The organism is Streptomyces sp. NPDC007907 (genome assembly GCF_042959365.1).
Classification (GTDB): Bacteria; Actinomycetota; Actinomycetes; order Streptomycetales; family Streptomycetaceae; genus Streptomyces; species Streptomyces indiaensis.
On the sequence record NZ_JBIBKR010000009.1, the window covers coordinates 178,506 to 203,449 of the forward strand.

General features: G+C 72.5%; 24 protein-coding genes and 6 tRNA genes. 9 read left to right on the plus strand and 21 right to left on the minus strand.

Annotated features, from left to right (window positions below):
• Positions 1-715: 715 nt before the first annotated feature.
• A tRNA-Val gene (locus ACFZDI_RS32450) sits at positions 716-787 on the minus strand.
• Positions 788-833: 46 nt separating this feature from the next.
• Positions 834-1,292, minus strand: a complete 459-nt coding sequence (locus ACFZDI_RS32455; protein ID WP_391255490.1) for a TIGR02611 family protein — start codon at positions 1,290-1,292, stop codon at positions 834-836.
• A 191-nt stretch (positions 1,293-1,483) separates the two neighbouring features.
• Here ACFZDI_RS32455 and ACFZDI_RS32460 point away from each other — a divergent pair, with 191 nt between their 5' ends.
• Complete coding sequence (locus ACFZDI_RS32460) at positions 1,484-1,897, plus strand: SsgA family sporulation/cell division regulator (protein ID WP_004002642.1); 414 nt, start codon at positions 1,484-1,486, stop codon at positions 1,895-1,897.
• 352 nt (positions 1,898-2,249) lie between these two features.
• Complete coding sequence (locus ACFZDI_RS32465) at positions 2,250-2,810, plus strand: CGNR zinc finger domain-containing protein (protein ID WP_234850946.1); 561 nt, start codon at positions 2,250-2,252, stop codon at positions 2,808-2,810.
• An 82-nt stretch (positions 2,811-2,892) separates the two neighbouring features.
• On the opposite strand, the gene ACFZDI_RS32470 is transcribed toward ACFZDI_RS32465, so the two are convergent.
• Together ACFZDI_RS32470 and ACFZDI_RS32475 are read right to left on the minus strand one after the other, a co-directional pair.
• Positions 2,893-3,111 (minus strand): hypothetical protein, encoded by a 219-nt coding sequence (locus tag ACFZDI_RS32470; RefSeq protein WP_234850947.1) that lies wholly within the window; start codon positions 3,109-3,111, stop codon positions 2,893-2,895.
• Positions 3,112-3,299: 188 nt separating this feature from the next.
• On the minus strand, positions 3,300-3,737 hold the full coding sequence (locus ACFZDI_RS32475; protein WP_391255493.1) for a hypothetical protein: 438 nt from the start codon (positions 3,735-3,737) through the stop codon (positions 3,300-3,302).
• A gap of 176 nt (positions 3,738-3,913) precedes the next feature.
• Here ACFZDI_RS32475 and ACFZDI_RS32480 point away from each other — a divergent pair, with 176 nt between their 5' ends.
• On the plus strand, positions 3,914-4,447 hold the full coding sequence (locus ACFZDI_RS32480) for a DsbA family protein (protein ID WP_391255496.1): 534 nt from the start codon (positions 3,914-3,916) through the stop codon (positions 4,445-4,447).
• 34 nt (positions 4,448-4,481) lie between these two features.
• Here ACFZDI_RS32480 and ACFZDI_RS32485 read toward each other — a convergent pair whose 3' ends face one another.
• From ACFZDI_RS32485 to ACFZDI_RS32495, 3 genes are read right to left on the minus strand one after another with little or no spacing between them, the layout of a single operon-like run.
• Entirely contained in the window at positions 4,482-5,306 is an 825-nt protein-coding gene (locus ACFZDI_RS32485) for a GNAT family N-acetyltransferase (RefSeq protein WP_391255499.1), read from the minus strand.
• Positions 5,307-5,358: 52 nt separating this feature from the next.
• On the minus strand, positions 5,359-6,180 hold the full coding sequence (locus ACFZDI_RS32490) for an aminotransferase class IV (RefSeq protein WP_234850917.1): 822 nt from the start codon (positions 6,178-6,180) through the stop codon (positions 5,359-5,361).
• A complete protein-coding gene (locus tag ACFZDI_RS32495) occupies positions 6,177-7,220 on the minus strand; it encodes a chorismate-binding protein (RefSeq protein ID WP_361116951.1) in 1,044 nt (347 codons plus the stop codon). The genes ACFZDI_RS32490 and ACFZDI_RS32495 overlap by 4 nt, the downstream gene beginning before the upstream one ends.
• A gap of 178 nt (positions 7,221-7,398) precedes the next feature.
• Between ACFZDI_RS32495 and ACFZDI_RS32500 the strand changes: the two genes are divergently transcribed.
• From ACFZDI_RS32500 to ACFZDI_RS32520, 5 genes are all read left to right on the plus strand, one after another.
• Positions 7,399-7,471 (plus strand) — tRNA-Gly (locus ACFZDI_RS32500).
• Positions 7,472-7,508: 37 nt separating this feature from the next.
• Positions 7,509-7,582 (plus strand) — tRNA-Cys (locus ACFZDI_RS32505).
• A 1-nt stretch (position 7,583) separates the two neighbouring features.
• Positions 7,584-7,655: transfer RNA gene (locus ACFZDI_RS32510), tRNA-Val, on the plus strand.
• A gap of 23 nt (positions 7,656-7,678) precedes the next feature.
• Positions 7,679-7,750: transfer RNA gene (locus tag ACFZDI_RS32515), tRNA-Val, on the plus strand.
• A gap of 43 nt (positions 7,751-7,793) precedes the next feature.
• A tRNA-Val gene (locus ACFZDI_RS32520) sits at positions 7,794-7,865 on the plus strand.
• Positions 7,866-7,920: 55 nt separating this feature from the next.
• On the opposite strand, the gene ACFZDI_RS32525 is transcribed toward ACFZDI_RS32520, so the two are convergent.
• From ACFZDI_RS32525 to ACFZDI_RS32540, 4 genes are all read right to left on the minus strand, one after another.
• Positions 7,921-8,211, minus strand: coding sequence for a zf-TFIIB domain-containing protein (locus tag ACFZDI_RS32525; protein ID WP_344368180.1), 291 nt, complete (start codon positions 8,209-8,211; stop codon positions 7,921-7,923).
• Between the two features lie 79 nt (positions 8,212-8,290).
• Entirely contained in the window at positions 8,291-9,208 is a 918-nt protein-coding gene (locus tag ACFZDI_RS32530) for a phosphotransferase (RefSeq protein ID WP_391255945.1), read from the minus strand.
• A 255-nt stretch (positions 9,209-9,463) separates the two neighbouring features.
• Complete coding sequence (locus tag ACFZDI_RS32535; RefSeq protein WP_053668257.1) at positions 9,464-9,673, minus strand: hypothetical protein; 210 nt, start codon at positions 9,671-9,673, stop codon at positions 9,464-9,466.
• A gap of 235 nt (positions 9,674-9,908) precedes the next feature.
• Positions 9,909-10,148 (minus strand): hypothetical protein, encoded by a 240-nt coding sequence (locus ACFZDI_RS32540; RefSeq protein WP_234850829.1) that lies wholly within the window; start codon positions 10,146-10,148, stop codon positions 9,909-9,911.
• A gap of 195 nt (positions 10,149-10,343) precedes the next feature.
• Between ACFZDI_RS32540 and ACFZDI_RS32545 the strand changes: the two genes are divergently transcribed.
• A complete protein-coding gene (locus tag ACFZDI_RS32545) occupies positions 10,344-11,783 on the plus strand; it encodes a protein kinase (protein WP_391255503.1) in 1,440 nt (479 codons plus the stop codon).
• A gap of 52 nt (positions 11,784-11,835) precedes the next feature.
• Here ACFZDI_RS32545 and ACFZDI_RS32550 read toward each other — a convergent pair whose 3' ends face one another.
• The 10 genes from ACFZDI_RS32550 to ACFZDI_RS32595 form a co-directional block, all read right to left on the minus strand.
• Positions 11,836-12,228 (minus strand): NUDIX domain-containing protein, encoded by a 393-nt coding sequence (locus ACFZDI_RS32550; protein WP_391255506.1) that lies wholly within the window; start codon positions 12,226-12,228, stop codon positions 11,836-11,838.
• 12 nt (positions 12,229-12,240) lie between these two features.
• Complete coding sequence (locus ACFZDI_RS32555; protein WP_391255508.1) at positions 12,241-13,059, minus strand: TrmH family RNA methyltransferase; 819 nt, start codon at positions 13,057-13,059, stop codon at positions 12,241-12,243.
• A 63-nt stretch (positions 13,060-13,122) separates the two neighbouring features.
• Positions 13,123-14,364, minus strand: a complete 1,242-nt coding sequence (gene cobA, locus ACFZDI_RS32560; protein WP_391255512.1) for a uroporphyrinogen-III C-methyltransferase — start codon at positions 14,362-14,364, stop codon at positions 13,123-13,125.
• Between the two features lie 307 nt (positions 14,365-14,671).
• Positions 14,672-18,754, minus strand: coding sequence for a nicotinate-nucleotide--dimethylbenzimidazole phosphoribosyltransferase (gene cobT / locus ACFZDI_RS32565; protein ID WP_391255515.1), 4,083 nt, complete (start codon positions 18,752-18,754; stop codon positions 14,672-14,674).
• Between the two features lie 379 nt (positions 18,755-19,133).
• Complete coding sequence (cbiE, locus tag ACFZDI_RS32570) at positions 19,134-20,354, minus strand: precorrin-6y C5,15-methyltransferase (decarboxylating) subunit CbiE (protein WP_391255517.1); 1,221 nt, start codon at positions 20,352-20,354, stop codon at positions 19,134-19,136.
• A 145-nt stretch (positions 20,355-20,499) separates the two neighbouring features.
• On the minus strand, positions 20,500-21,132 hold the full coding sequence (locus ACFZDI_RS32575; protein ID WP_391255519.1) for a GNAT family N-acetyltransferase: 633 nt from the start codon (positions 21,130-21,132) through the stop codon (positions 20,500-20,502).
• Between the two features lie 141 nt (positions 21,133-21,273).
• On the minus strand, positions 21,274-22,092 hold the full coding sequence (locus ACFZDI_RS32580; protein WP_361116979.1) for a MetQ/NlpA family ABC transporter substrate-binding protein: 819 nt from the start codon (positions 22,090-22,092) through the stop codon (positions 21,274-21,276).
• Between the two features lie 62 nt (positions 22,093-22,154).
• A complete protein-coding gene (locus ACFZDI_RS32585) occupies positions 22,155-22,862 on the minus strand; it encodes a methionine ABC transporter permease (RefSeq protein WP_234847325.1) in 708 nt (235 codons plus the stop codon).
• Positions 22,859-23,893 carry a methionine ABC transporter ATP-binding protein gene (locus ACFZDI_RS32590; protein ID WP_234847324.1) on the minus strand — a complete coding sequence of 345 codons (1,035 nt, stop codon included), beginning with the start codon at positions 23,891-23,893 and terminating at the stop codon, positions 22,859-22,861. The genes ACFZDI_RS32585 and ACFZDI_RS32590 overlap by 4 nt, the downstream gene beginning before the upstream one ends.
• A gap of 374 nt (positions 23,894-24,267) precedes the next feature.
• Positions 24,268-24,918, minus strand: a complete 651-nt coding sequence (locus ACFZDI_RS32595) for an HAD-IA family hydrolase (RefSeq protein WP_391255524.1) — start codon at positions 24,916-24,918, stop codon at positions 24,268-24,270.
• Positions 24,919-24,944: the final 26 nt, after the last annotated feature.

The following is a 24,944-nucleotide window of genomic DNA, read 5'->3' on the forward strand; positions in this document are numbered from 1 at the left end:
CGCTTGCTGGCACAAGGTACGGAGGGGCTGAGAGTGCGTCAATGACGCGGACAAGAATTTCTTGCCGAGGCAGTGAGTCACGGAGCGGGACGCGGAGGCCGGGCCGGGGGCGGGGCCGGGCGACCTCGCTGGTGGCGACGACGCGGCCGGGATGCCGAACGGAGCGGGCGAGCCGGACCGGTGTCGTGCGCGACCGAAAAGCGACCCTGTGTGGCTGGGGAGGGCTGCGGGGCCGGGGGGCCGGTTCCGGCCATGGGGCCTGCCGTGCGGGGCGTTGCGCGGGGGCGTTCCGGGCGTGGCGCCGACGGGCTGAGGGCGGCCTCAGGGCGACGGAGGGGGAGGGACGCGAACGGGTCCGGGTGACCGGCGAGCCGGGCGGGGCGCTGCACAGCGGACGGGGCGCCGGCGGAATCCTGCTGGGGATGCGACAGCCCTCGGCGGCGGAACTCGCCGACACCGGTCGCCGCCGACAGACATCGCCACCAGCCGGCCGCGGCAGGCATCGTCACCGACCGTCCGGCGGGGACAGTGCTCCCGCCACTCGACAAACGGTGATGACCGCCGCGCAGCTTCCGTGAGGACAGCCCCGGGACCCGAACCCCTGCCCCTGCCCCTGCCCCTGCCCCTGCCCCTGCCCCTGCCCCTGCCCCTGCCCCTGCCTGGATGCAACGACGGCGGCCCACCTACGATGACGCAGGTGGGCCGCCGGTCCGGGTGGGCGATACTGGGTTCGAACCAGTGACCTCTTCGGTGTGAACGAAGCGCTCTCCCACTGAGCTAATCGCCCGGACGCAGGAAGAACATTACCCCATGTCAGGGGGTGCCTGTGACGCTCACTGGTCCTTGATCTTCCACGGCATGGTGATGCCGAACTTCCACAGGTAGACGCCGACGATGACGCCCACGATCACCAGCCCGACGGACGTCAGGATGATGTTGCGTCGCCGCACCTTGGGATCGAGGGCCCGCTGGGCCGCCTCGGTGACCTTCCGCTTGGTCCAGCGGAGCACCAGCTGGGCCCAGACGAACTCCGTCGCCCAGATCGCCATGCCGCCGAAGATCACGACCCAGCCCGGCCCGGGAAGGGGCAGCATGATGATGCCGGCCCCGACGACCGCGAGCCCGATGATGAAGACCCCGACCTGCCAGCTCACGTGCAGCGCCCTGCGAGCCTTGATGAACTCCGGCGCCCGCGAGCCGAGCCCGCGGTGCTCCTCGCCGTGCACTTCGTCCGTCCCCGTCTCGTCCGACGCCACGGCCACCTCGCCCGGCTGGTCACTCCCCGTATTCATACGGCCAAACACTACCCGAGCGAAACCAGTCACCGGAATGGACGCACGACTCGAACGATCTCTCGGCCGGAAGAGTTACGTAAAGGCACGCAAAACACTCAGAGGGGTTTACAACGGCACCGTAGGTGGCATGTCGATTTCGCCGACGTGCGAATCCCCGAGCGCACACTGAGCGAAAGGCCCTGGCGCTTATGAACACCACGGTCAGCTGCGAGCTGCACCTGCGCCTCGTTGTGTCGAGCGAGTCCTCCCTGCCTGTCCCCGCAGGCCTGCGGTACGACACGGCCGACCCCTACGCCGTGCACGCCACCTTCCACACCGGAGCCGAGGAAACCGTCGAGTGGGTGTTCGCCCGCGACCTCCTCGCCGAGGGACTTCACCGCCCTACGGGCACCGGCGACGTCCGCGTCTGGCCGTCGCGCAGTCACGGCCAGGGCGTCGTGTGCATCGCCCTGAGCTCGCCGGAGGGCGAGGCCCTGCTGGAGGCCCCGGCACGGGCCCTGGAGTCCTTCCTGAAGCGGACCGACGCCGCCGTGCCGCCCGGCACGGAACACCGGCACTTCGACCTCGACCAGGAGCTCTCGCACATCCTGGCGGAAAGCTAGGGCGAGGCACCCACAAAGCCGCCCGGCGCCGTCGACTCGGGGAGACGGCTCGGGCTCGGACAACTGCATACGGCATGACACCGGCGCCGATACCGCGGCTCACGCGGTCCGGCGCCGGTTCGCGTGGGGGCGCACGGGTACGCCCCCACTCGCTCTCTGTACGCCCCTCCCTCACTCCCTGTACGCCCCTTCCCCGCTCCCCCGGCCCTCGCCTCGCGGGAACCATGGCCGGTCCTCCGGCGTTGTCATCGAAGTCGTGTGCGGGCATGTGGGCGGTTCGGTGGTGGTGGAGCCGTTACCATCGGCCAGCATCGGCGGGCGCCCGCCCGACCCTCAGGCCAGGGAGCGAATCGTGCTGATCACCCACGACACCCGGTGCGCCCTCGACACCGTGGTCGATCTGGTGAACACCGCACCGGAGGACGACACGGCGGCGGACGGGCTGCCGGATGTGGCGACCCTCGTGGACTTCGTGCGGAATCACGAGATCAGCGATGTCGGGGTGCTCTCGGAGATCGACCTCTCCGCGGTGCGCAAGATCCGCTCCCGCTTCGCCGCCGTCTTCGCCGCCCCCGACGCCCGGGCCGCCGCGGGTCAGATCAACGACCTGGTCGCGGCCGCCGGCACCACACCCCGGCTCACCGACCACGACGGCTACGACTGGCATGTGCACTACTTCGCACCCGGTGCCTCCGTCGCCGATCACCTGGCCGCCGACTGCGGGATGGCCCTGGCGTTCTTCGTGGTCGCCGGCGAGCAGGAGCGGCTGCGCAGGTGCGAGGCGCCGGACTGCCGGCGTGCCTTCGTCGACCTCTCCCGCAACCGCTCGCGGCGCTACTGCGACAGCCGCACCTGCGGAAACCGTCTGCACGTGGCCGCGTACCGCGCGCGCCGCAAGGAGGCGGCGGGCTGACCGCCGTCGCCGGGGCGCCGGGGCGAAGGCCGTCGATGCCGACGCGGCCCCGGCGGGTGGCGCCGGGTACCGCGGGTGAGGCTCACAGCAACAGCAGATCGTGCAACGAGGCCATGAGCAGCAGGCTCCCGATCACCGCCAGGAAGATCATCAGCGGTGGCTGGGAGAGGGCGAAGAGGCAACCGCGCGGCTCGTCCTGCCGGGGACGGGGCTCGTCCCGGGGGAGAAAGGAATCATCCCGCGGAGGACGGGGCTCGTCCTGCGGCGGTGCGGGGTGGCTCTGTTTCGTCGTGTCCAGCATCTCGCTGCGATGATGGCGCAGTCGCCCCGCCGAACGCGATCATTGCCCTCGTATCGTGCGGGAGTGCTCCGATTGAGCGAGGTCCGGTTCGGGTTGTGATCACTTTCGCGCGTCAGCGGACCCACTGTGACGATTCAGCCGCATGGCCATCCAGCCCCGTGACGGTGCAGACGCGCGCGGGGCGGGCGTCAGATGCCGTGCTTCTTGAGGATGGCCTCGATGTCGCTGAAGTCGTCCTCGCCCCGGTTGGCCGGCGCGGGCCGGGTCGTCGGGCGGGCGCCCTGGCCCAGGGAGGGCGGCGAGGCGGGCGCCGCCGCGTCGGGCCCGCCGGCCGCGCGGGCAGCGGCCCTGCGCTCCTTGCGGGTGCCGCCGCGCCGGCGCTCCACGGCCCGTGTGGTCATGAAGAGCACCCAGGCGACACCGAGGACCCCGAACCCGGCCCAAGCCGTCGGGCTGAACGCGCTGTCGGCCAGCCACTCGACGACGCCCGTCATCACCAGGCCGATCGGCACCAGGGAGTAGGCCGCGATACGGACCGCGGTGAGGTAGCGCTTGCGGTACGCCGTGACGACAGCGATGCCCAGGCCTGCCGCGGACACGGCGGAGCAGACGGTCTCGGCAATCATCCGGTCCTCCAGGCGTCACGCGGTCGGGTCGGGCACTTCGTCCCTTCCATCCTGCACCCGCGGCACCCCGGCGGGCCATGCTCCGGGCCCTACATCAGGGACATCTCCGGGTCTCCTCCTCCGCAGGTGCCGGTGCGGGCTGCGCCCCCTGCGGCACCTGCTGGAAGACTGTCGGTATGAGCGACTCCTCCTCCGACCGTTCCACCGCCCCCGCCCCCGTCCTCGAGGTCTGGTGCGACCTCCAGTGCCCGGACTGCCGCACCGCGCTGGACGACCTGCGCGCCCTGCGCGCTCGCTACGGGGAGCGTCTGGAGGTCCGGCTGCGGCACTTCCCGCTGGAGAAGAACAAGCACGCCTTCGCCGCCGCCCAGGCCGCCGAGGAGGCGTGGGAGCAGGGCCGGGGGTGGCCGTACGTCGAGGCGCTCCTCGGCCGGGTCGAGGAGCTGGGGCGTCGGGGAGAACCCTTCCTGGTCGAGCTGGCCCGCGAACTGGATCTGGACGCCGAGGAGTTCGACACCGCGCTGATCGACGGCCGGCACATCCTGTTCGTGGACGCCGACCAGGCCGAGGGCAAGGCGATCGGCGTGACCGGCACCCCGACGTACGTGATCGGTGGGGAGCGGCTCGACGGCGGCAAGAGCCAGGAGGGGCTGCGTGAGCGGATCGAGGGGATCGCCGACCGGCTGCTGGCCGGGCAGCAGGAACACTGACCTCCCCCTGGCCCGGCCGCCGGCCCCCGGGCCGCTACAGCAGCGGCTTGTACATGGCGTACTGCGTGGTCATGTAGCCGAGTGAGTCGTAGAGCCGCTCGGCCGGGGTGTTGCCGGCGAAGACGTTGAGGCCGAGGGTCCGCCTGCCCTCGGCGATCGACTGGGCCTCGGCCAGGAGCATCAGGGTGCGGCCGTGGCCCTTCCCCCGGTGGGCCGCGTCGGTCTCGACGTCGAAGACGAACGCGCTGCTCTCGCGCACCGCCAGCCACAGCGTGCCCACCGGTGTGCCCAGGTGCTCGACGACGCTGATGAGCATGCCGGAGGTGGCGAGCCCGTCGGGCAGGAGGGTGGCGTGGTCGCGCTCGGACTTGGCCCGGGCCTCGGCCTCCGGGACACCTCGCTCCATCCAGCTGTGCGCGTAGTCCTCCATGCCCTTGGCCAGCCAGGGGCCGAACTCCGCTTCGGTCATGGGGCGGGCGCGGCTGCCCTCCGGCAGGTCCGGCGGGGTGTCGGCGAGGGCCTTCTCCATGCCGCGGTTGCGCACGACGTAGCCGAGCGCCGTGGCGAGCCGGAGCCCGGCCTCGGACGCGGCCGGGACCGTCACTTCGATGCGGCGGCACCCCCAGCCGCGCGCCACCTCCTCGGCGGCGAGTGCGGCGACCGTGGCCCGGCCCCGCCTGCGGTCCGGTTCCTCGATGTGCAGCTTCATGATCCGGGCCACCGCGTCGCCGAACAGGGGATGCGTGCCGAGGTGTATCGCCCCCACGGGACGGCTGTTCACGCACACCTGGTAGCGGCGTGAGCGCGTCCCGTCGGCGTTCTGCTGAAGCGGCTCGGTCGGCCGCAGGGTCGTGGTCATCAGGGGTGTTCTACCCGCAACCACGCCCGTGGTCAGCCGAATTCGGGGGGTCTCAGGGGTCGAGGTCGTTCCCCGCCCGCTCCTCGAAGATCCGCATGGCCTTGGCGGTCACCGGACCGGGCGCGCCGGGCAGCTCACGGCCGTCGACGCGGTGCACGGCCTGCACGTCCCGCAGCGTGGACGTCAGAAAGATCTCCTCGGCCCGTTCCAGGACGTCCAGCGGCAGGTCGGTCTCCTTCGCGCCGGTCCATTCGGCCGTCAGTGCGCGGGTGATGCCGGCGAGGCAGCCGGAGGCGAGCGGCGGCGTGTGGATCTCGCCGTCGAGGACGACGAAGACGTTCGAGCCGGTGCCCTCGCACAGCTGCCCCACGGTGTTGGCGAACAGGGCCTCGGAGGCATCCTGTTCCCGGGCACGGGCCAGGGCGACGACGTTCTCGGCGTACGAGGTGGTCTTCAGGCCGGTGAGCGCGCCGCGCTCGTTGCGGGTCCAGGGGACCGTGATCACGGCGGTGGAGTCGGGGCGGCGGGACGTTGCGCCGAGGGCGACGACGAGGGTCGGGCCGTGGTCGCCGCGGTCGGATCCGAGGGGGCCGTGGCCGCCGGTGTAGGTGATGCGCAGCCGGCCGAGCGGTACGGGGTTGGCCTCCAGGACGGCGGCGCAGGCGCGGCGCACCTCGTCGTGGTCCGGGTCGGGCAGGCCGAGGCCGCGCGCGGAGAGGGTCAGCCGGTCGAGGTGCCGGGTGAGGGCGAACGGCCGGCCGTCCACGGCCTTCACCGTCTCGAAGATGCCGTCGCCCACGGTCAGCCCGTGGTCGAAGACGGAGACGCGGGCGGACTCGATGTCCTGCAGCCCGCCGTCGAGCCAGATCTTCACGTCAGGTCCTCTCCATTCACCTCGTACGTGCCCGACGCTATCGCGAGCAGCCGGGACGCCTTGAGCTCGGTCTCCCGCCACTCCCCCTCGGGGTCGGAGCCCCAGGTGATGCCCGCGCCGGTACCGAAGCGCAGCATGCCGGCGGCCCGGTCGATCCAGAAGGTACGGATGCCGACGGCGAGCTCTCCGGTCCCCCGGTCGGCGTCGACCCAGCCGATTCCGCCGCAGTAGGGGCCTCTGGGCGCCGTCTCCAGGGCGTCGATGATCCGCAGCGCGCTGGACTTGGGCGCGCCGGTGACCGAGCCGGGCGGGAAGGCGGCGCCGAGCAGGTCGGCCCAGCCCGCCCCGTCGGCCAGCTCGCCGCGGACCGTCGAGACGAGATGGACCAGCCCCGGATGCTTCTCGACGGCGCACAGGTCGGGCACCGACACACTGCCCGTGGCGCACACCCGCCCGATGTCGTTGCGGACGAGGTCCACGATCATCACGTTCTCGGCGTAGTCCTTCTCCAGCAGGTCGGCCTCCGTCCGGCCGGTGCCCTTGATCGGTCCGGACTCGACGATCCGGCCCTCGCGCCGCAGGAACAGTTCCGGGGAGGCGGTGGCGATCTCCACGCCGTGCCGGGGCAGGCGGATGGTCCCCGCGTAGGGGGCGGGGTTGCCGCGGGCGAGCAGTGCGGTGAGGGCGTCCACGTCGGCGCGGGGCGGGACGGGTGCGGACAGCACCCGGCACAGGTTCGCCTGGTAGACCTCGCCGGCCGCGATGTGGTCACGGATCCTGCGCACCGCGGAGGTGTACGCGGCGCGGTCGAGCGAGGACGTCCAGTCACCGGCGGCCGGGCCGTGCCAGGCGCCGGGGACTGCGGCGGGCACGTCCGCCGTCCGGATCTGCGCGAAGCGGGCGCAGGTCAGACGGCCCTCGAAGTCCGCGCAGACGGCCCAGAAGCCGCTGGACTCCAGGGCCTCGGGATCGTCGGTGACGTCGAGGAGCCCGGTGGCGACGCGGTCGCCGAAGCGGGCGAGAGGAGGGAGGTCGAGCACGCAGTCGAGTCTAGGGCGGGTGTCTCACAGGTGACCGGGGGATGTCCCGTCGGACGGCCCTGTGACCTCCGTGAGCAGGGGAAGCGCAGCACGCTGCACAAACGCGTTTTTGTACTGGCCCCGGTATCCGCTAGAGTTCAACACGTCGCCGGGCCGCGAGAGCGGAACGAAACGACAGGCGGACGTAGCTCAGTTGGTAGAGCGCAACCTTGCCAAGGTTGAGGTCGCGAGTTCGAACCTCGTCGTCCGCTCGAAGGAAGAGGGGGCTTCCCGGTCCCCTACACTCCTGGTGGAGTGGCCGAGAGGCGAGGCAACGGCCTGCAAAGCCGTCTACACGGGTTCAAATCCCGTCTCCACCTCCAAGGACGATTAGCTCAGCGGGAGAGCGCTTCCCTGACACGGAAGAGGTCACTGGTTCAATCCCAGTATCGTCCACTGGATCTTTCAAGATCCTTCCCGCGCGATTAGCTCAGCGGGAGAGCGCTTCCCTGACACGGAAGAGGTCACTGGTTCAATCCCAGTATCGCGCACGCAGTGCCCATGACCGGATGCGGTCCGTGTTCATGGCCCCGAGGACGATTAGCTCAGCGGGAGAGCGCTTCCCTGACACGGAAGAGGTCACTGGTTCAATCCCAGTATCGTCCACATCACACAGGAGCCCCCGGCCGTCCGCGGCCGGGGGCTCCTGTCGTGCCATGACTCAGGACGAGAACAGCATGTGCCCGAAGCTCTTGTGCCGGTGGTGTCCGTGATGGCCGTGGTGTCCGTGGCCCCCGTGCGGGGCGCCCCAGGCCGGGGCCGGCGGCGCGGGGTAGGCCTGAGGGGCGGGCGGGGGCGGCGGGGCGGCCTGGGACCACTGGGACTCCAGGCGGGTCAGGGACTCCAGCTCGCCGTAGTCGAGAAAGATGCCGCGGCAGCCGCTGCACTGCTCGATCTGTACGCCGTTGCGGTTGTACGTGTGCATCGGTGCGTGGCACTTCGGACACTGCATGGTCGTTCAACTCCTCGCCGGTCGGTCCTGCTTCAGGTGTCGCCAGGACAGACTCTGTCCCGCTGTGGTCGGTTGCACCCTACTTCGCGTGCTCCGGCGTCAACTGTGGCGGGACGGTAGCCATTCGGTCACAGGCGTCCACGACCGACCGCTCCACCTCGTCCAGCGGCCGGCCGGCCTCGACCGCCTTGGCGACGGCCCGGGCCGCGGTCTGCGCGGTGAGGGCCCGGGCGGCGACGTCGAGTGCGGGCCAGGGATCGCCCTCGGCGGGGACGGCCGGGCCGCCGGCCTGCCGGTAGGCGGTGAGGAACCGGTCCCACTCCCCGGGCGGGAGCAGGCCGCAGGCGTACCAGGCGGCGGGGCGGGCGAGGTCCCAGGCGGGGACCCCGGCCCCGAGGTCGTCCACGTCGATCAGCAGCCAGGGGCCGTCGGGCGCGGGGCGGCGTATGAGCTGGCCCAGGTGGAGGTCGCCGTGGCAGAGGGTGCCGGTGTGCGGCATCGGGGCCTCGCCGCGGGCCCAGGCCGGGAGGGTGGCCCAGGCGCGCAGGACGGGGGCGGCGGCCGGGTGCGGGCCGACTGCGTGGAGCCGGGCCATCGCCCGGGCCGCCTTGGCGGGACCGCGCATGGGGGGCATCCCCTGCGGGACCGGGCTGCGGTGGAGGCGGGCGAGGAGGGTGGCGGCCGCTTCCCAGGGGGCGGCGTCCGGGTCGTCCGGGTCCACGGGGGTGCCGTACGGCCAGAACGTCACGAGGCGGCCGTGCAGGGTGACCGGGGAATCGTCGAGCGGCGCCAGGAGGAGGTCGGGGAGGCGCGCGGCCACCCAGAGGCGGGCGCGGAGTCCGGCCGGGTCGCTGTCCGGCGGGTGCGCCTTGGCGACGGTGTCCGCGTGGCGTACGACGATGCCGTCCGGGCGGTCCGCGAGCGTGGCCGCACCGCAGGGGCAGGCCGACGAGCGGGCGTGGGCGACCGCTCGGGCCCTGAGGGCGAGCGCGTGCATGAGGGGGGCGGGGGTCACGGGGTGAGAGTACGTGGGGTGGGGGGCGCGGCGTCAGGAACAGCCGCGAGCGGGCTTCCGGTGCCCTCGGGCCGAGGAACAGGCGAGGTGGGGGTGACCGGCGGAGGGGAAAAGCAATGCCGGCGCAGCTCCCCAGCTGCGCCGGCATCTGTGCCGTCCGTCGCACCCCCGTCCCCACGGGGTTTCATGGGTGTGATGTCCCCGCCCGGACCGCTCTTCCGGGCCTGGGGTCGCCGCTCAGCGCCCCAGCATCTCGCCCACGGACGACGCCTGTGTGGCCACTGTCTCCCACCCGTCGAAGACGAGGAGGAGCAGGACCGCCAGGGGAAGGGCCATCAGTGTCGCCACCAGCGGGTGGCGGCGGCCCTGGCGGCGGGGGCGGAACGCGGCGGCGTACGCCTTGCGTCCCTCCTCGCGGAGCAGTGTCCGCGGTGCCGTCTGGGCCATGGTCCCTCTCCTGACCGTTCTCAGTTGTCGTTGACAGCGGCGGGCGTCTGACCTCGGGGGACGAGTGCTGCCACCCGCCGCTTGACCTCAAATCTAGGCGCCCGGCCCCTGCCCGGCGTCATGCCCTCGTACCGATTGCCGGGCCTCCCCGAGGATGAGCCGCCACCTGCGATGTACTCCCCTGGGTGGAGACGGGGGCGCGGGTCTCAGGGTCTTCCCCGACGGGACGCCCGGATCACCCCTCTTTGTCCGAGCCCTCCTCCCGCGGAACAGGCTGTTCCACCAGTGCGAGCACCCGATTCGCCATGAAGCGCGCGGTACGCACGACCGTCCCGCTTCGGGTGACTTCGCTCACTTCCACGACACCTCGGCGTACCGCCGTCTCCACCCTGCGGCCCGCTCTGCTCGCCACGACCTCATACGTGCGCGTCGTGTCCCCCGCGTCCACGACTATCTCCACGCGATCACCCTTCACAGGACCAATCCCCCTTCTGCGACGGGTGGTTGGGATCACGCTCCACGCGAAGTCCGCCTCTTCGCGCCCTCCCTGACCACTCTTCAAGTCTCCCACCCACCACTGACAATCCATCAAGCTGAGAGGGCGCGGCCTCTGCGCGCGGGCGGCCGTGGAAACGTAAGCTGTGGCTCGTCACAGGACCGGGCAGCGGGGATGAACATGGCGATGATGCGCCTGAGGCGCGAGGACCCGCGCGTCGTCGGCTCGTTCAAGCTTCACAGACGGCTCGGCGCGGGCGGGATGGGCGTGGTCTATCTGGGCTCCGACAAGAAGGGGCAGCGGGTCGCGCTGAAGGTCATCCGCCCCGACCTGGCGGAGGACCAGGAGTTCCGCTCCCGGTTCGCCCGTGAGGTCTCGGCGGCCCGGCGGATCCGTGGCGGCTGCACGGCCCGGCTGGTGGCGGCCGACCTCGACGCGGACCGGCCCTGGTTCGCCACGCAGTACGTGCCCGGCCCGTCCCTGCACGACAAGGTCGCGGCCGAGGGTCCGCTCTGCGCGGCCGATGTCGCCGCCGTGGGTGCCGCCTTGTCGGAGGGCCTGGTCGCGGTGCACGAGGCCGGGGTGGTGCACCGGGACCTGAAGCCGTCCAACATCCTGCTGTCCCCGAAGGGGCCTCGGATCATCGACTTCGGCATCGCCTGGGCCACCGGCGCCTCCACGCTCACCCATGTCGGCACGGCGGTCGGCTCGCCCGGCTTCCTCGCGCCGGAGCAGGTGCGCGGTGCCGCCGTCACCCCCGCCACGGACGTGTTCTCGCTGGGCGCCACGCTCGCGTACTCCTCGATGGGCGACTCGCCCTTCGGGCACGGCAGTTCCGAGGTGATGCTGTACCGCGTGGTGCACGAGGAGCCGCAGCTGCACGGTGTGCCCGACGCGCTGGCCCCGCTCGTGCGGGCGTGTCTGGCGAAGGACCCCGAGGAGCGGCCCAGCACGCTCCAACTGTCGCTGCGCCTCAAGGAGATCGCGGCCCGGGAGTCACAGGACCTCGCTGGTGTCCGGCCGCCCGCGCCGCGTGGCGCCGAGGGCGACCGGCCCGTCGACACCTACCCCGAGCGGTCCCGGCGTCCCCAGGGTCAGCACAGTGCCGGCACGTCCGGGGCCCAGCGGGGCCGGGTCACTCCCCCACCGCGGGGTTCCGTCCCCTCCCGGGACGGCCATGCTCCGGACGGTACGGCGTCCCAGGGCGGGACGGGTGCGCGGGGCGGGAACCGGGCGACAGGGAGCGGAAGCCGCGGCAGGATCCCGGGGCGCGGCCCAGGTGCCGCCCGGGGCGGCACTCCGTCGCGGTCGGGGTCGCGGCCGACGCCCACCGGGCGCGACGGGACCCGGTCCGGCAGCGGCGCACGCCCCGCCCCGCACAGCGGCACCGGGCGCCCCACGTCCAGGAACACGGGGACCCGACTGCGGCCCGCCAATCCGCGGCTGCTGCGGCAGCGGCTGTTCGTGTTCGTCGTGGTGACGTTGCTGGTGGCGGTCGGCATCGCCCTGGTGCAGGGCTGCCAGGGCCCGGCGCGTGGTCTCGGCGGCGACGGGGGCGGCGTACGGCAGGAGCACGCCCAGCAGGACGACCGCGCAGGGAACTTCGAGCCGTAGGAGTCCGGCGCGCGACTGCGGCCGTGGGGCGACGACCTGCTTCAGCGGGGTGTCACAGCCGGGGCAGGATCCGCTCGAAGAAGGCGCGGTCGCCGTCGAAGACCGGGTCCAGTGCCAGGAATTCGGGCGGGGTGACCCAGCGGGTCTCCGCCACCTCGCCCGGGTCGGGAAGCACCTCGCCGGTGTCGGCGCGGGCGGTCCACCAGTGGAGACGGAACCGGTGGTCGTCGGTCTCCGACTCCCAGACCTTCGCCTCCGGTACGACGACGAGTCCGACCTCCTCGTGGACCTCCCGCACGACCGCCTGCTCCTGGGTCTCGTCCGGCTCGACCTTGCCGCTGACGGGCTGCCAGTAGCCGGGCCGGGCGACGGCCGGGCCGCGCCGGATCGCCAGAAGCCGCTCTCCGCGCAGGACCACGGCGACGATCGCGTCGCGCTGCTCCACAGCCGGCCGCCCCTAGCTGGTGGGCCGGCCGGTGGCCACGGCGTAGAAGGCCACGGCGGCCGCCGCACCCACGTTGAGGGAGTCCACGCCGTGGGACATGGGGATGCGGACCCACTCGTCGGCGGCGACCAGGGCCTGGGTGGACAGGCCGTCGCCCTCCGCTCCGAGCATGAGCGCCACACGGTCCATGGTGTGCGCAGCGGCCTCGTCGAGGGACCGGGCCTTCTCGTCGGGGGTGAGGGCGAGCAGCGTGAAGCCCGCCTCCCGGACCGACTCCAGCCCCTTGGGCCAGCTGTCCAGCCGGGCGTACGGGACGGAGAAGACGGCGCCCATGGAGACCTTCACGCTGCGGCGGTACAGCGGGTCGGCGCAGTCGGGTGAGAGCAGGACGGCGTCCATGCCGAGGGCGGCGGCCGACCGGAAGATCGCGCCGATGTTGGTGTGGTCGTTGACCGACTCCATGACGACCACGCGGCGGGCCGTCCGCAGGAGGTCGGTGGCCGTGGGCAGCGGCTTGCGCTGCATGGACGCGAGCGCGCCGCGGTGCACGTGGTAGCCGGTGACCTGCTCGGCGAGCTCCGGGCTGACGGCGTAGACCGGGGCGGGCAGTTCGTCGATGACGTCGCGCATGACGTCGACCCACTTGGCCGAGAGCAGCATGGACCGCATCTCGTAGCCGGCTTCCTTGGCCCGTCTGATGACCTTCTCGCCCTCGGCGATGAAGAGGCCCTCGGCGGGTTCGCGCCTGCGGCGCAGCTCCACATCGGTCAGGCCGGTGTAGTCGCGCAGACGCGGGTCGTCAGGATCCTCGACGGTGATGAGTTCGGCCACAGGGTGATACTGCCTTGTCCTGGGTGTGGTGCCAACGGCTCGGGACGGGTTGGTTACCCCGGGTTACTCGCTTGTCGCGGGGACCGGAGGGCCGACCTTCACGACGTCGCCGATGACGATGACCGCCGGGGGCTTCACGTCCTCGGTCCGTACGGTCTCCGCGACCGTCGCGAGGGTCGCGTCGACGCGGCGCTGGGCGGCGGTCGTGCCCTCCTGGACGAGGGCGACGGGGGTGCCGGCCGGCTTTCCGTGGGCCACCAGCGTCTCCGCGATCTTTCCGATCTTGTCGACGCCCATGAGGATCACCAGCGTGCCGGTCTGCTGCGCCAGGGACGGCCAGTCGACCAGGGACCGCTCGTCGTCGGGCGCGACATGGCCGCTGACCACGGTGAACTCGTGGGCGACACCGCGGTGGGTGACCGGGATGCCGGCCGCGCCCGGGACGGAGATCGAGCTGGAGATCCCGGGGACGACCGTGCAGGGGATGCCGGCCTCGGCGAGGGCCTGGAGCTCCTCCATGCCGCGGCCGAAGACGTACGGGTCGCCACCCTTCAGCCGAACGACCGACTTGCCCAGTTTGGCGTGCTCGATCAGCGCGTTGTTGATGGCCTCCTGGGCCATGAAGCGGCCGTAGGGGATCTTCGCGGCGTCGATCACCTCGACGTGGGGCGGAAGTTCGGCGAGGAGGTCGCGCGGGCCGAGGCGGTCCGCGATCACCACGTCCGCCTCCGCGAGCAGGCGGCGGCCGCGCACGGTGATCAGGTCCGGGTCGCCGGGGCCGCCGCCGACCAGGGCGACTCCGGGGGTGCGGGTGCGGTAGTGCGGTGCGACGAGCGTGCCGTCCCGCAGGCCCTCGACGACCGCGTCGCGGACGGCGGCGGTGTGGCGGGGGTCGCGTCCCTTGGCGTCGGTGGTGAGGACGGCGACCGTGACGCCCTCGCTGTGGCCGGTGGCCGGAGTCCAGGCCGTCGCCAGGTCGGCGTCGTCGGACCGGACGCACCACACGCGGTGGCGTTCCGCCTCGGCCGACGCCCTGTTGTTCGCGTCCGTGTCGCTGGTGGCGATCAGGGCGTACCAGGCGTCCGCGAGGTCGCCCTCCTGGTAGGGGCGCCGGTGCCAGGTGATCTCACCGGCGTCCGCCATGGCCTCGACCGAGGGGGTGGCCTCGGGGGACACGAGGAGGAGGTCCGCGCCCGCCGCGATCAGTGCCGGGAGGCGGCGCTGGGCGACCTGGCCGCCGCCGAGGACGACCACGCGACGGCCGGCGAGGCGGAGGCCTACGGGGTAGGCGGGGTGTTCGGCCATGAGGTGCGGCTCCTGTTGCGGCGGTGTGCAGTGCCCTGACGTGCGGATTTTAGTGGGCGGGAGGGGAAGTGGCCCAGGTGGTCCAGTGACTGGGCACCGGGGTGCCGCCGGTGGGCGTACGGCAGGGGGTTTCGGGGGGGCGGGGCGGTCCTGGGGGCGGGGCCGGACCGGTCGGGACCCGGGGGCTGGCCGGGACCGTCCCGAGGGGGCGGGGCGTGGGGTCCGGGGGCGGGCCGTGAGGGGTCCGTGGGCGGGCGCTCCGGTCTGCGGAACGTCCGCCCACGCATCCTCGGGGGCGACTGGAGCCCTACTTCTCCGTCACGCCTGCCGAATCGAAGGTCGCCACCTCGTGCATCGCCCGGGCCGTGCTCTGGACCAGCGGGAGGGCGAGGAGGGCGCCGGTGCCCTCACCGAGGCGCAGGTCGAGGTCGACCAGGGGACGCAGACCCAGCTTGTTGAGCGCGGCGACGTGGCCCGGCTCGGCGCTGCGGTGGCCCGCGATGCACGCGGCCAGGACCTCCGGGGCGATCGCCCGGGCGACCAGGGCGGCGGCGCCGGCGCTGACGCCGTCCAGGATCACCGGCGTGCGCAGGGAGGCGCCGCCGAGGAGGAGGCCGACGATGGCCGCGTGCTCGAAACCGCCGATCGCGGCGAGCACGCCGAGGGGGTCGGCCGGGTCCGGCTGGTGCAGTTCCAGGGCGCGGCGCACGACCTCGGTCTTGCGGGCGAGGGTCTCGTCGTTGATCCCGGTGCCCCGGCCCGTGACCTCGGCCGGGTCCGCGCCCGTGAAGACGGAGATCAGGGCGGCGGAGGCGGTGGTGTTCGCGATGCCCATCTCACCGGTCAGCAGGGCCTTGTTGCCGGCGGCGACCAGGTCGCGGGCGGTCTCGATGCCGACCTCGATGGCCTGCTTGGCCTCCTCGCGGGTCATCGCGGGGCCGGTCGTCAGGTCGGACGTACCCGCACGGATCTTGCGGGGCAGCAGACCCGGGGTGGCCGGGAGGTCGGCGGCGACGCCCACGTCCACGATGCACACCTCGGCACCGACCTGGGTGGCGAAGGCGTTGCACACGGCGCCGCCGCCCAGGAAGTTGGCCACCATCTGGGCCGTGACCTCCTGCGGCCAGGGGGTGACGCCCTGGGCGTGCACCCCGTGGTCGCCCGCGAAGATGGCGACGGCCGCGGGCTCCGGGATGGGCGGCGGGCACTGGCGGGACAGGCCGGACAGCTGGGCGGAGATGATCTCCAGCATGCCCAGGGCACCGGCCGGCTTGGTCATACGCTTCTGGCGCTCCCACGCCTCGCCGAGCGCCTTGGCGTCCAGCGGGCGAATCTGCGCGACGGTCTCGGCGAGCAGGTCGTGGGGTTCCTCTCCGGGCAGGGCACGGCGGCCGTACGTCTCTTCGTGCACGACCCAGGACAGTGGGCGGCGCTTGGACCAGCCGGCCTGCAACAGCTCGGGCTCGTCCGGGAATGCGTCGACGTAGCCGACGCACAGGTAGGCGATGATCTCCAGGTGCTCGGGCAGGCCGAGGGCGCGGACCATCTCGCGCTCGTCGAAGAAGCTGACCCAGCCGACGCCGAGGCCTTCGGCGCGGGCGGCGAGCCAGAGGTTCTCCACGGCCAGGGCGGCCGAGTAGGGGGCCATCTGGGGCTGGGTGTGGCGGCCCAGGGTGTGACGGCCGCCGCGGGTCGGGTCGGCGGTGACGACGATGTTCACCGGCGTGTCGAGGATGGCCTCGATCTTCAGTTCCTTGAACTGTTTCGCCCGGCCCTTGGGGAGGGACTTCGCATAGGCGTCGCGCTGGCGCATGGCGAGTTCGTGCATCGCCCGGCGGGTGTCGGCGGAGCGGATGACGACGAAGTCCCACGGCTGCGAGTGGCCGACGGAGGGCGCGTGGTGGGCGGCCTCCAGGACGCGCAACAGCACCTCGTGCGGGATCGGGTCGTTGCGGAAGCCGTTGCGGATGTCGCGGCGTTCACGCATGACCTTCAGGACGGCCTCGCGCTCTGCGGGGTCGTAGCCGGGGGCCGCGGGGCCCGTGGACTGTCGGGCTTCTGCCACTGCGGCCGCGCTCTCTTCTCGGCGTTCCTGGTCGGCCAGGTCTTCCTGTTCGGCGCCCCGGGTGTCCAGGTCGTCGGCGTTCTGTACGAGTTCGGCGTCGCCGTCGCGGGGTGCCGGGACGGTGACGGCCGGCGCGTGGGGCTCCGGCGTCTCGTTCGTCGCCACCGGCTGCGACTGCTGCGGGCCCTGTACCGGCTCGCCGGGCTGTGCGGACTGCCCCGGCTGCTCGTCCGCGGGCGGGGCCGGGAGTACGACGGTGACGTCCTCGGGGGTGGGTGCCGGGGTGTCGGTGCCGGCGGCCTGGGGGGTCGGGTCGGGCTCGACTGCTTCGGCGGTCGGGGCGGGGGTGGGGGTGGGCACGGGGGCTTCTGGCGCCTGTGCGGTGGGCTCGGGGGCCTCTGCGGGGACCTCGCCGGGGGCCGTTGCGGTGACCTGAGCCGATGCGGTCGCGTCCTGGGCGGTGCCCGGGGCTGCGGGCGTGGCGGGGCCGGCGGGGGCCGGCGCGTCGGCGGGTGGGCCAGCCTGGGCCACAGGTTCCGGGGCCTCGACCAGGTCGGTCTCCGCGGGGGCGACGCCCTCGGCGGCCGGGGTCGGCTCCGGAGCGGGGACCGTCTCGGCGGCCGGAACGGTTGCTTCCTGGCCGACCGGCTCTGCGGCAGGAGCAGCCGCCTCCTGACCGGCCGGCTCTGCGGCCGGGACCATGGCGGCATGGCCGGGCGCTACAGGAGCCGGCGTGGTGGGTTGCGGAGCCGACGCCTCGGGTTCCTGCGCGACTGGCACGGCGTCAGTTGCCGCCGGGGGCTGGGGCGCAGCCGCTTCGGCGGTGACGTCCGGCTCCGGGGCGACGGGCTCGGGAGCGGGGGCGACGTCGGCGGCCGGCGGCTCCGCGGCTGCTTCCGGGGCGGCAGCTTCCGCGCCGACGGCCTCGGGCGGAGTGACGGCGGCGTGGTCCGGAACGGCGGTGGCCTCGGGGAGCGGAACAGCCTCGGGGGTCGGGGCGGTCTCGGAGGCGGGGGCGGCCCCAGGGTCCGGGACCGCCTCAGGGGACGGGACGGCCTCAGCGACCTGCCCGGCCTCGGGGGCAGGAGCTGGAGCCACGGCCTGGTCGGCAGCCACGGGCGTGGCCTGCTCGGCGGCCGCCGCCGGCACGGAACCCTCAGGAGCCCCACCGGCAGACTCGGACTCACCACCCTGCGCAGGACTCTCGACGACCGGCCCAACCTCCGCGGTGGGCGGCGCAACCTGCTCCGGAGCGGCCACGGCCGCACCCTCGGCGGCAGCCACCGGACCCGCGTCCGCGCCGACGCCGGTCGCAGCGGGGTCGCTCCCGACGGCAGCGCCCTGCTCAGGAACCGGGTGCCCGGCCTCGGCAGCCGGGGCCTCTACGACACCAGCGGGCTCATCGGCGGCGGCCAGTCCCGCCTGGACGGCGCTCACCCGGCCCGCGGCCGCGTCCAGGCCCGGGTCCACGGCGTCCGCCCCCGGAACGGGCACGACCTGCTCGGCGACGGGGACGTGCGCCCCGTCCGGGCCGGCACTCACAGGAGCCTGGCCGGCGACGGCCTCGGCAGCCTGCGCTTGCGCCGACACCACGGCCTGGTCGACGGCAGCGGGCTGCACAGCCTCAACCGATGCCGATGCCGATGCCGATGCCGGTGCCGATGCCGATGCCTCTGCCGGCACCGACTCCGCAGCCTGCGGCATCGCATGGCCGGTCTCCGTCGTCGCGTGGGTCGCGACCGCCTGGGCGGTGGCCATCGGTGCCGTGGCCGGAACAACCGTTTCCGCAGGCATCGCCCCTGCGCCCACCGGGGCCGGGTGCGTGGCCGGCGTGCCCCAGGGCGCGGCGGGCTGCGTCCCCGGCTCGGAGGCGCGGGGACCGTCGAGGTACTCGGGGCCCGCGGTGGGCGGTGCCGGCTGGCGTACCGGCGCGTCCGCGGGACCGCGGTCGGCGAGGGAGCGCACCGGGCTGGCCGAGCTGTCGGGCAGCGGCGGACCGAGGTGCAGGGGCCGGCGCGGGGTGATGGGCGGGATCGGCGGCGGGTCGGGCAGACGCACACCGCTGAGGTCGACCGAGCCGCTGTCCCGGCCGGAGATCTCGTGCGGGCCGGGCTGGTGCGCGGTCTCCTGGACCGGCTCCGGCGCGGGCGGGGGGACCTCGTTGCCCCAAGCGCCCTGGGCGCCCGGCAACAGCAGCAGATCGTCGTCCTCGGCGGGGGTCTCGGAGAGGTAGGTGTACGCACCGGGCGCGGGGGCGTCCGGCTGCTCCACCATGCCTGCGCTCTCCGGCAGCCCCTCGCCCGGGACCTGGCCGGTGTCGGTCATGCGTACCCCTCGCCCATCGGTTAGTGCTCCTACGACCAGCTCGCCCGGAACGGCGCACCGACCGCCCCGCGGTGAAGAACGAGCGTGCGTCCCCAGCGGCACGAACGGTCCGCCCGGAAAAGGCGACAAAGCCATTCACTGGCATTGTCGCGGTCGAACCACCCCCACGGCAGCTTGATCCGCGACGGTTCCGCTGTGGACTGCGCCACGTTGCGCGTCCTCCCGTTCTGCCGTACCACACACACCCCAAAACGGGCGGGTTTTCCGGACATTGACCGACGAAGCGCCGGGCGTCCTTGTGCGGTGCAGCGATCGGCCAGCCTACCGCGCGCAGTACGACAAACCGATCACGGGGACGGTCCTGGGGACGGACGCGGGGTCAGGCGCCGCGCTTCGGCAGGACGCCGCTGAGCAGGAACGCGACGCTCCGCTCCTTCTCCGTCCAGGCCTTGGTGTCGAGTTCGACGGACTGGAGGAGAGCGCACTCGACGTTGTAGCCGTGCTCGGTCAGGTCGCGCCCGATGAGTTCGGCGGCGTCACGGGTGGCGGCGTGCGTGACGATGCGCTGCGGGCGGCGGTCGGCGACCGCCGAGACGACGGCCGCTCCCCCGCCGCCGACGCGGACGACGTCGGGTTCGGGAAGGTTCTCCAGGATGTGCGGGGCGATGCCGTGCACGATCTGGAGCTGGACGCCGAGGCGGCGGGCCGTGGCGTCGGTGCGCACGCACGCGGTCCGGTCGCCGTCGACGGCGAGGACGGCCGCACCGGCGCGGGCGGCCTCGACGGCGAAGGCGCCACTGCCGCAGCCGATGTCCCAGACGAGGTCGCCGACGCGCGGCCCGAGGTGGGCGAGTTGGGAGGCGCGCAGCAGCTGGGTCTCGCCCTCACCGAGGTGCACGCCGTAGGCGTCGGCGGGCAGGGTCCAGCCGCGCGGTCCGGCGGACGGGTCGCGGCCGGAGATCCAGCCGCCGGACTCCCCCGCCGTGTCCGGCCGGGCCGGGCCGCCCAGGACGATGACGACGTTGGGGTCGCGCCAGGTGTGGTCGGCGGCCTTGTCGGAGGTGACGACGGAGACCCGCTCGCGGGTGGTGCCGAGTTCCTCACAGATGACGAAGGAGCGGTGGACTCCTTCGAGGAGCAGGCCGAGTTCGGCGGGGCCGGCGCCGGGTGAGGTGAGAACCGCCACCTTGGTGTGGGCTCGGCATACGTTGACCGCGCGGCGCAGGGTGCGGGGGTGTGCGACGACCACCTGTGCGTCGTCCCACGGCATGCCCGCGCGGGCGAAGGCGGCGGCGACGGAGGAGACGGCGGGGACGACTTCCACCTCGAGGCCGAACTCGGGGGCCCGGAGGGCGCGTACGACGCCGAAGAAGCCCGGGTCACCGTCGGCGAGGACCACGGCCGTGCCGCGGTGGGCGGCGATACGGCGGGCGGCGAGGGCGACACTGCCGAGGCGGATGCGCTCGGCGCCGGCGGGCACCTCGGGGAGCGCCAGGTGGTGGGCGGCGCCGGCCACGAGCGTGGCGGCGCCCAGGGCGGCCCTCGCCGCGGCGGTCAGCGGCGAACCGTCCCAGCCGATCACCGTGACCCGGTCGGCCATCGTCGTCAGTCTCCAGGGGTTTGCGCAGGTGGTCTGTGTGGCGTGGTGGGGAGCAGCCCGGGGGCGGGCTCCGTGAGGGTACCCGTTGGAGGTGTCGGGGGGAGCGCCGGTGGCGTCGTCTCCGGCGTCCTGCGGGTGGTTCCGGTCAGTTCCAGTCGCCGAAGGACGTGAAGCCGTCCCGCAGCTGTTCGCCGACACCCTCGAGGTCCTCGGGGAGCAGGCTCCAGACGATGAAGTCGGTGCGTACGTCGGTCCATGTGCCGTCCTCGGCACGGGCCCGGGCTATGCAGGCGTTGCGCAGGACGCCCTCGCTGATACAGCCGATCTTCTGGGCGACCTGCTGGGAGGCGGTGTTGTCGGCGGCCGTGCGCAGTTCGATGCGCTCGAACTTCTGGTCCGTGAAGAGCCACTGGGCGGTGACCAGGGCGGACTCGGAGGCGTAGCCCTCGCCGCGCGCCCAGGGGGCGATGATGTACGACAGCTCGGTGGAGCGGACGTGCCAGTTGGTCCTGGTGAGCTGGATGACGCCGACCAGGCGCTGGGTGAGGAACTCGGTGACGGCGAAGTCGATGCCGTGTCCCTCGGTGCGCTGCGTGGGGGCGTACTCGGTGATCCAGGTGCGGGCGCCGCTCTCCGTGAAGGGCTGGGGCACGGAGGTCCAGGCCGCCACCTGTTCGTCGTTCATCATCGCGGTCAGGGAAGGGACGTCGTCTTCGTCGAGGGGACGCAGCACCAACCGCTCCGTGCTGATGGAGATGTTGGGGAAGGTGCTCGTCATGCGCCGCTCCGTAACCTTCGGTGAACCTTCAGGGCATGCTGAACTGCCCAGCATGCAGCATGAAAGCACTGATCCGCACCACGGGACCTTCCTCACCCGGTGGGGTGGGGAAGGTCCCGTGCGCGGGTGCCGGACGTGGGCTCAGAAGGAGGCGAGCACGGAGCCGGCGTACTTCTCCTGGATGAACTTCTTGACCTCGGGCGAGGTGAGGAGCTTCGCGAGCTTCTTCACGCGCGGGTCGTCCTCGTTGCCCTTCTTCACGGCGAGGAAGTTGCCGTAGGGGTTGTTCTTCGGGGACTCCAGGACGAGGGCGTCCTTGGACGGCTCGAGGTCGGACTCGATGGCGTAGTTGCCGTTGACCACGGCGGCGTCCACGTCGTCGAGGGAGCGCGGGGTCTGGGCCGCCTCCAGCTCCTTGAACTTGAGGTTCTTGGGGTTCTTGGTGATGTCGGAGGGGGTCGCCTCGTTGCCGACGCCGTCCTTGAGCGTGATGAGTCCGTTGGCAGCGAGGAGCTTCAGGGCGCGGGCCTCGTTGACCGTGTCGTTGGGGATGGCGACGGTCGCACCGCTCTTCAGGTCGTCGGCCTTCTTGACCTTGTGGGAGTAGAGACCGAGCGGCTCCAGGTGGACCGTGACGACGGGCACGATGTCGGTGCCGTTCTTCTTGTTGAAGTCGTCGAGGTACGGCTTGTTCTGGAAGTAGTTGGCGCCGACGGAGCCGTCCTGCGTCGCCGTGTTCGGCGTGACGTAGTCGGTGAACTCCTTGACCTGCAGGTCGAGGCCCTCCTTCTTCGCCAGGTTGTCCTTGACGAACGTGAGGATCTCGGCGTGCGGGACGGGGCTGGCGGCGACGATCAGGGGTCCGTCGGTGTCGGAGCTGTCCGCTCCGCAGGCGCTGAGCCCGAGGGTGAGGGCTCCGGCGGCGAGAACGGCGGTGGTGATCTTGGCGGTGTTACGCACGAAAAGTGCCTTTCCTTATGACCTTGCGAGTGATGCGACCCCGTGGTGGGTGCACGGGGGGTTCAGGAGGCGGCTTTGAGGAGCCGCAGTCTGGGGGCGGGGCCGGAGTGGGCGCCGCGGCGGTGCAGGGAGCGGGCCGCGTAGTCGCCGGCGAACTGGATGACCGAGATGACGACGGCGAGGATCGCGACGGTGATCCACATCAGCTGGGTCTCGAAGCGCTGGTAGCCGTAACGGATCGCGATGTCCCCGAGGCCCCCGGCGCCGACCGTGCCCGCCATGGCGGAGTAGCCGATGAGGGCGACGATCGTGGTGGTGGTGCTGGAGATCAGCGACGGCAGGGACTCGGGGACGAGGACCTTGCGGACGACGGTCCAGGTGTTGCCGCCCATGGCCTGCACGGCCTCGACGAGCCCGTGGTCCACTTCGCGGACGGCCGTCTCGACCAGGCGCGCGAAGAACGGGATGGCGCCGACGGCGAGCGGCACGATGGCGGCCTCGACGCCGATGGTCGTCCCTGTGATCGAGCGGGTGAAGCCCATCAGCGCGACCATCAGGATGATGAACGGCAGGGAGCGGGCGATGTTCACGATCTGCCCGATCACCTTGTTGGCGGCGACGTTCTGCAGGAGGCCGCCGCGGTCGGTGAGGACCAGCAGGATGCCGAGCGGCAGTCCGCCGACGACGGCGATGAGCGTGGACCAGCCGACCATGTAGAGGGTGTCCCAACACGCCTGCTCCAGCAGGGGCTGCATCTCGGACCAGGTCACTTGGCACTCTCCTTCACCAGTGCGGACTCGTGGCCCGGGACGTCGATCTGGAGGCCCTGCTCGCGCAGGAAGCCGATGGGCACCACGTTGTCCTCGTAGCGGCCGGGCAGTTCGATGCGCATCCGGCCGACCTGGAGGCCGCCGACGGTGTCGATGGCGGCGCCGAGGATCGATATGTCGATGTTGTAGGTGCGGGCGAGCTGCGAGATGACGGGCTGGGTGGCGCTCTCGCCCTGGAAGGTGACGTCGACGACGGTGCGGTCGTCGCCGGAGGCCTCGCCGTCGAGCGGGAACAGCGCGGCGGCCAGCTCGGAGCCCGGGGTGGCGAGCAGTTCGCTGACCGTGCCCGACTCGACGATGCGCCCGTTCTCCATGAGGGCGGCCGAGTCGCAGACCGACTTCACGACGTCCATCTCGTGGGTGATGAGCAGGACGGTCAGGCCGAGCTGCCGGTTGAGGTCGCGCAGCAGGGCCAGGATCGAGCGGGTGGTCTCCGGGTCGAGGGCGCTGGTGGCCTCGTCGGACAGCAGCACCTTGGGGTCGCCGGCGAGGGCGCGGGCGATGCCGACGCGCTGCTTCTGGCCGCCGGAGAGCTGCGCCGGGTAGGACTTCGCCTTGTCGGCGAGGCCGACCAGGTCGAGCAGTTCCAGCGCCTTGCGGGAGCGTTCCTTGCCGGACTTCCCGAGAATCTCCAGCGGCAGCTCGACGTTGTCCTGGACGGTCCGGGAGGACAGCAGGTTGAAGTGCTGGAAGACCATGCCGATGCGGCTGCGCGCCTGCCGCAGTTCCCGGCCGGCGCGCGGGCCGCGGCCGGCCAGGGCGGTGAGGTCCTGCCCGGCGACGGTCACGGTGCCGGCGGTGGGGCGTTCCAGCAGGTTGACGCAGCGGATGAGCGAGGACTTGCCGGCGCCGGACTGGCCGATGACGCCGTACACCTCGCCTTCGCGGACGTGCAGGTCGACGCCGTCCAGGGCGGTGACCTCGCGGCCGCGTGCACGGTAGACCTTGGTCAGGCCCGAGGTGGTGATCACTGGGATTCCGTCACTGTCGAGTGCGCGGGCGTGGGTGTGCCCGGGCACAGGTGCATTCGGTCAGGGACGCGACACGGTTCTCGCTGAAGAGTGGAACCGGGAGAAACATGTGCGCGGGGCGGCCTCGGGTCACGCAGCGCTCAGGGCGTGCGGACGGGCCGCGTCTCGCTTCGGGGCGCGAGCTCAGGGGTGGTGCAGGGGCCCTCTAGAAGGCGCACATTCGACACATACAACGAGCACCGGGCGTCAGGGTCGCCTCGGTCGCGGGGATGCGGTCGCTCGTCGTGGTCATGTCGTCAGTAAAACATGCGTACGGTCCTGACCAACCCTCCGCTGTCCGCATGCTGGACAGCGGTGGACGGAATCCGGGGCCGTCAGCGGCACACGGAGATCTCCACGCCCTGCTCGGTGACCAGCGCGGACAGGGCCGACAGGTTCTCGACGACCAGATCGGCACGGAGTTCGTGGGCCTGGTGGGTTGTGGTCAACGCCACGGTGGTCATGCCCGCGGCGCGCCCGGCCGCCAGGCCCGCGGGGGCGTCCTCGAAGACGACGCAGTGCGCGGGGTCGACGCCGAGGGTGCGGGCCGCGAGCAGGTAGGGCTCCGGGTCGGGCTTGCCGCGGGTGATGTCGTCGGCGGCGACGAGCGTCTTGGGCAGGATGCCGACGGCGTCGAGCCGGGCCTCGGCCAGACGCCGGGTGGCCGAGGTGACGACGGCCCAGCATTCGGCGGGCAGCGCGTCGAGGAAGGCCCGGGTGCCCGGCAGCAGCCGCACGCCGCCGTGGGGCACGTCCGCCACCTCCAGATCCTCGATCCGCGCGACGGCGGCCGGTACGACCTCGGCGGGCAGCAGGTCGGCGGCTATCTCGGCGGCCGGCCGGCCGTGCAGTTCGATGCGTGCGAACGCCTCGGCCGTGATCCCGTACTCCTCGGCCCACCGCGTCCAGCAGCGGTCCACCGAGGCGAGGGAGGAGACGAGGGTTCCGTCGTTGTCGAACAGCAGGGCCCGGGCGTGGATCGTCATGCCCTCGACCCTACGGTGCAGGCCAG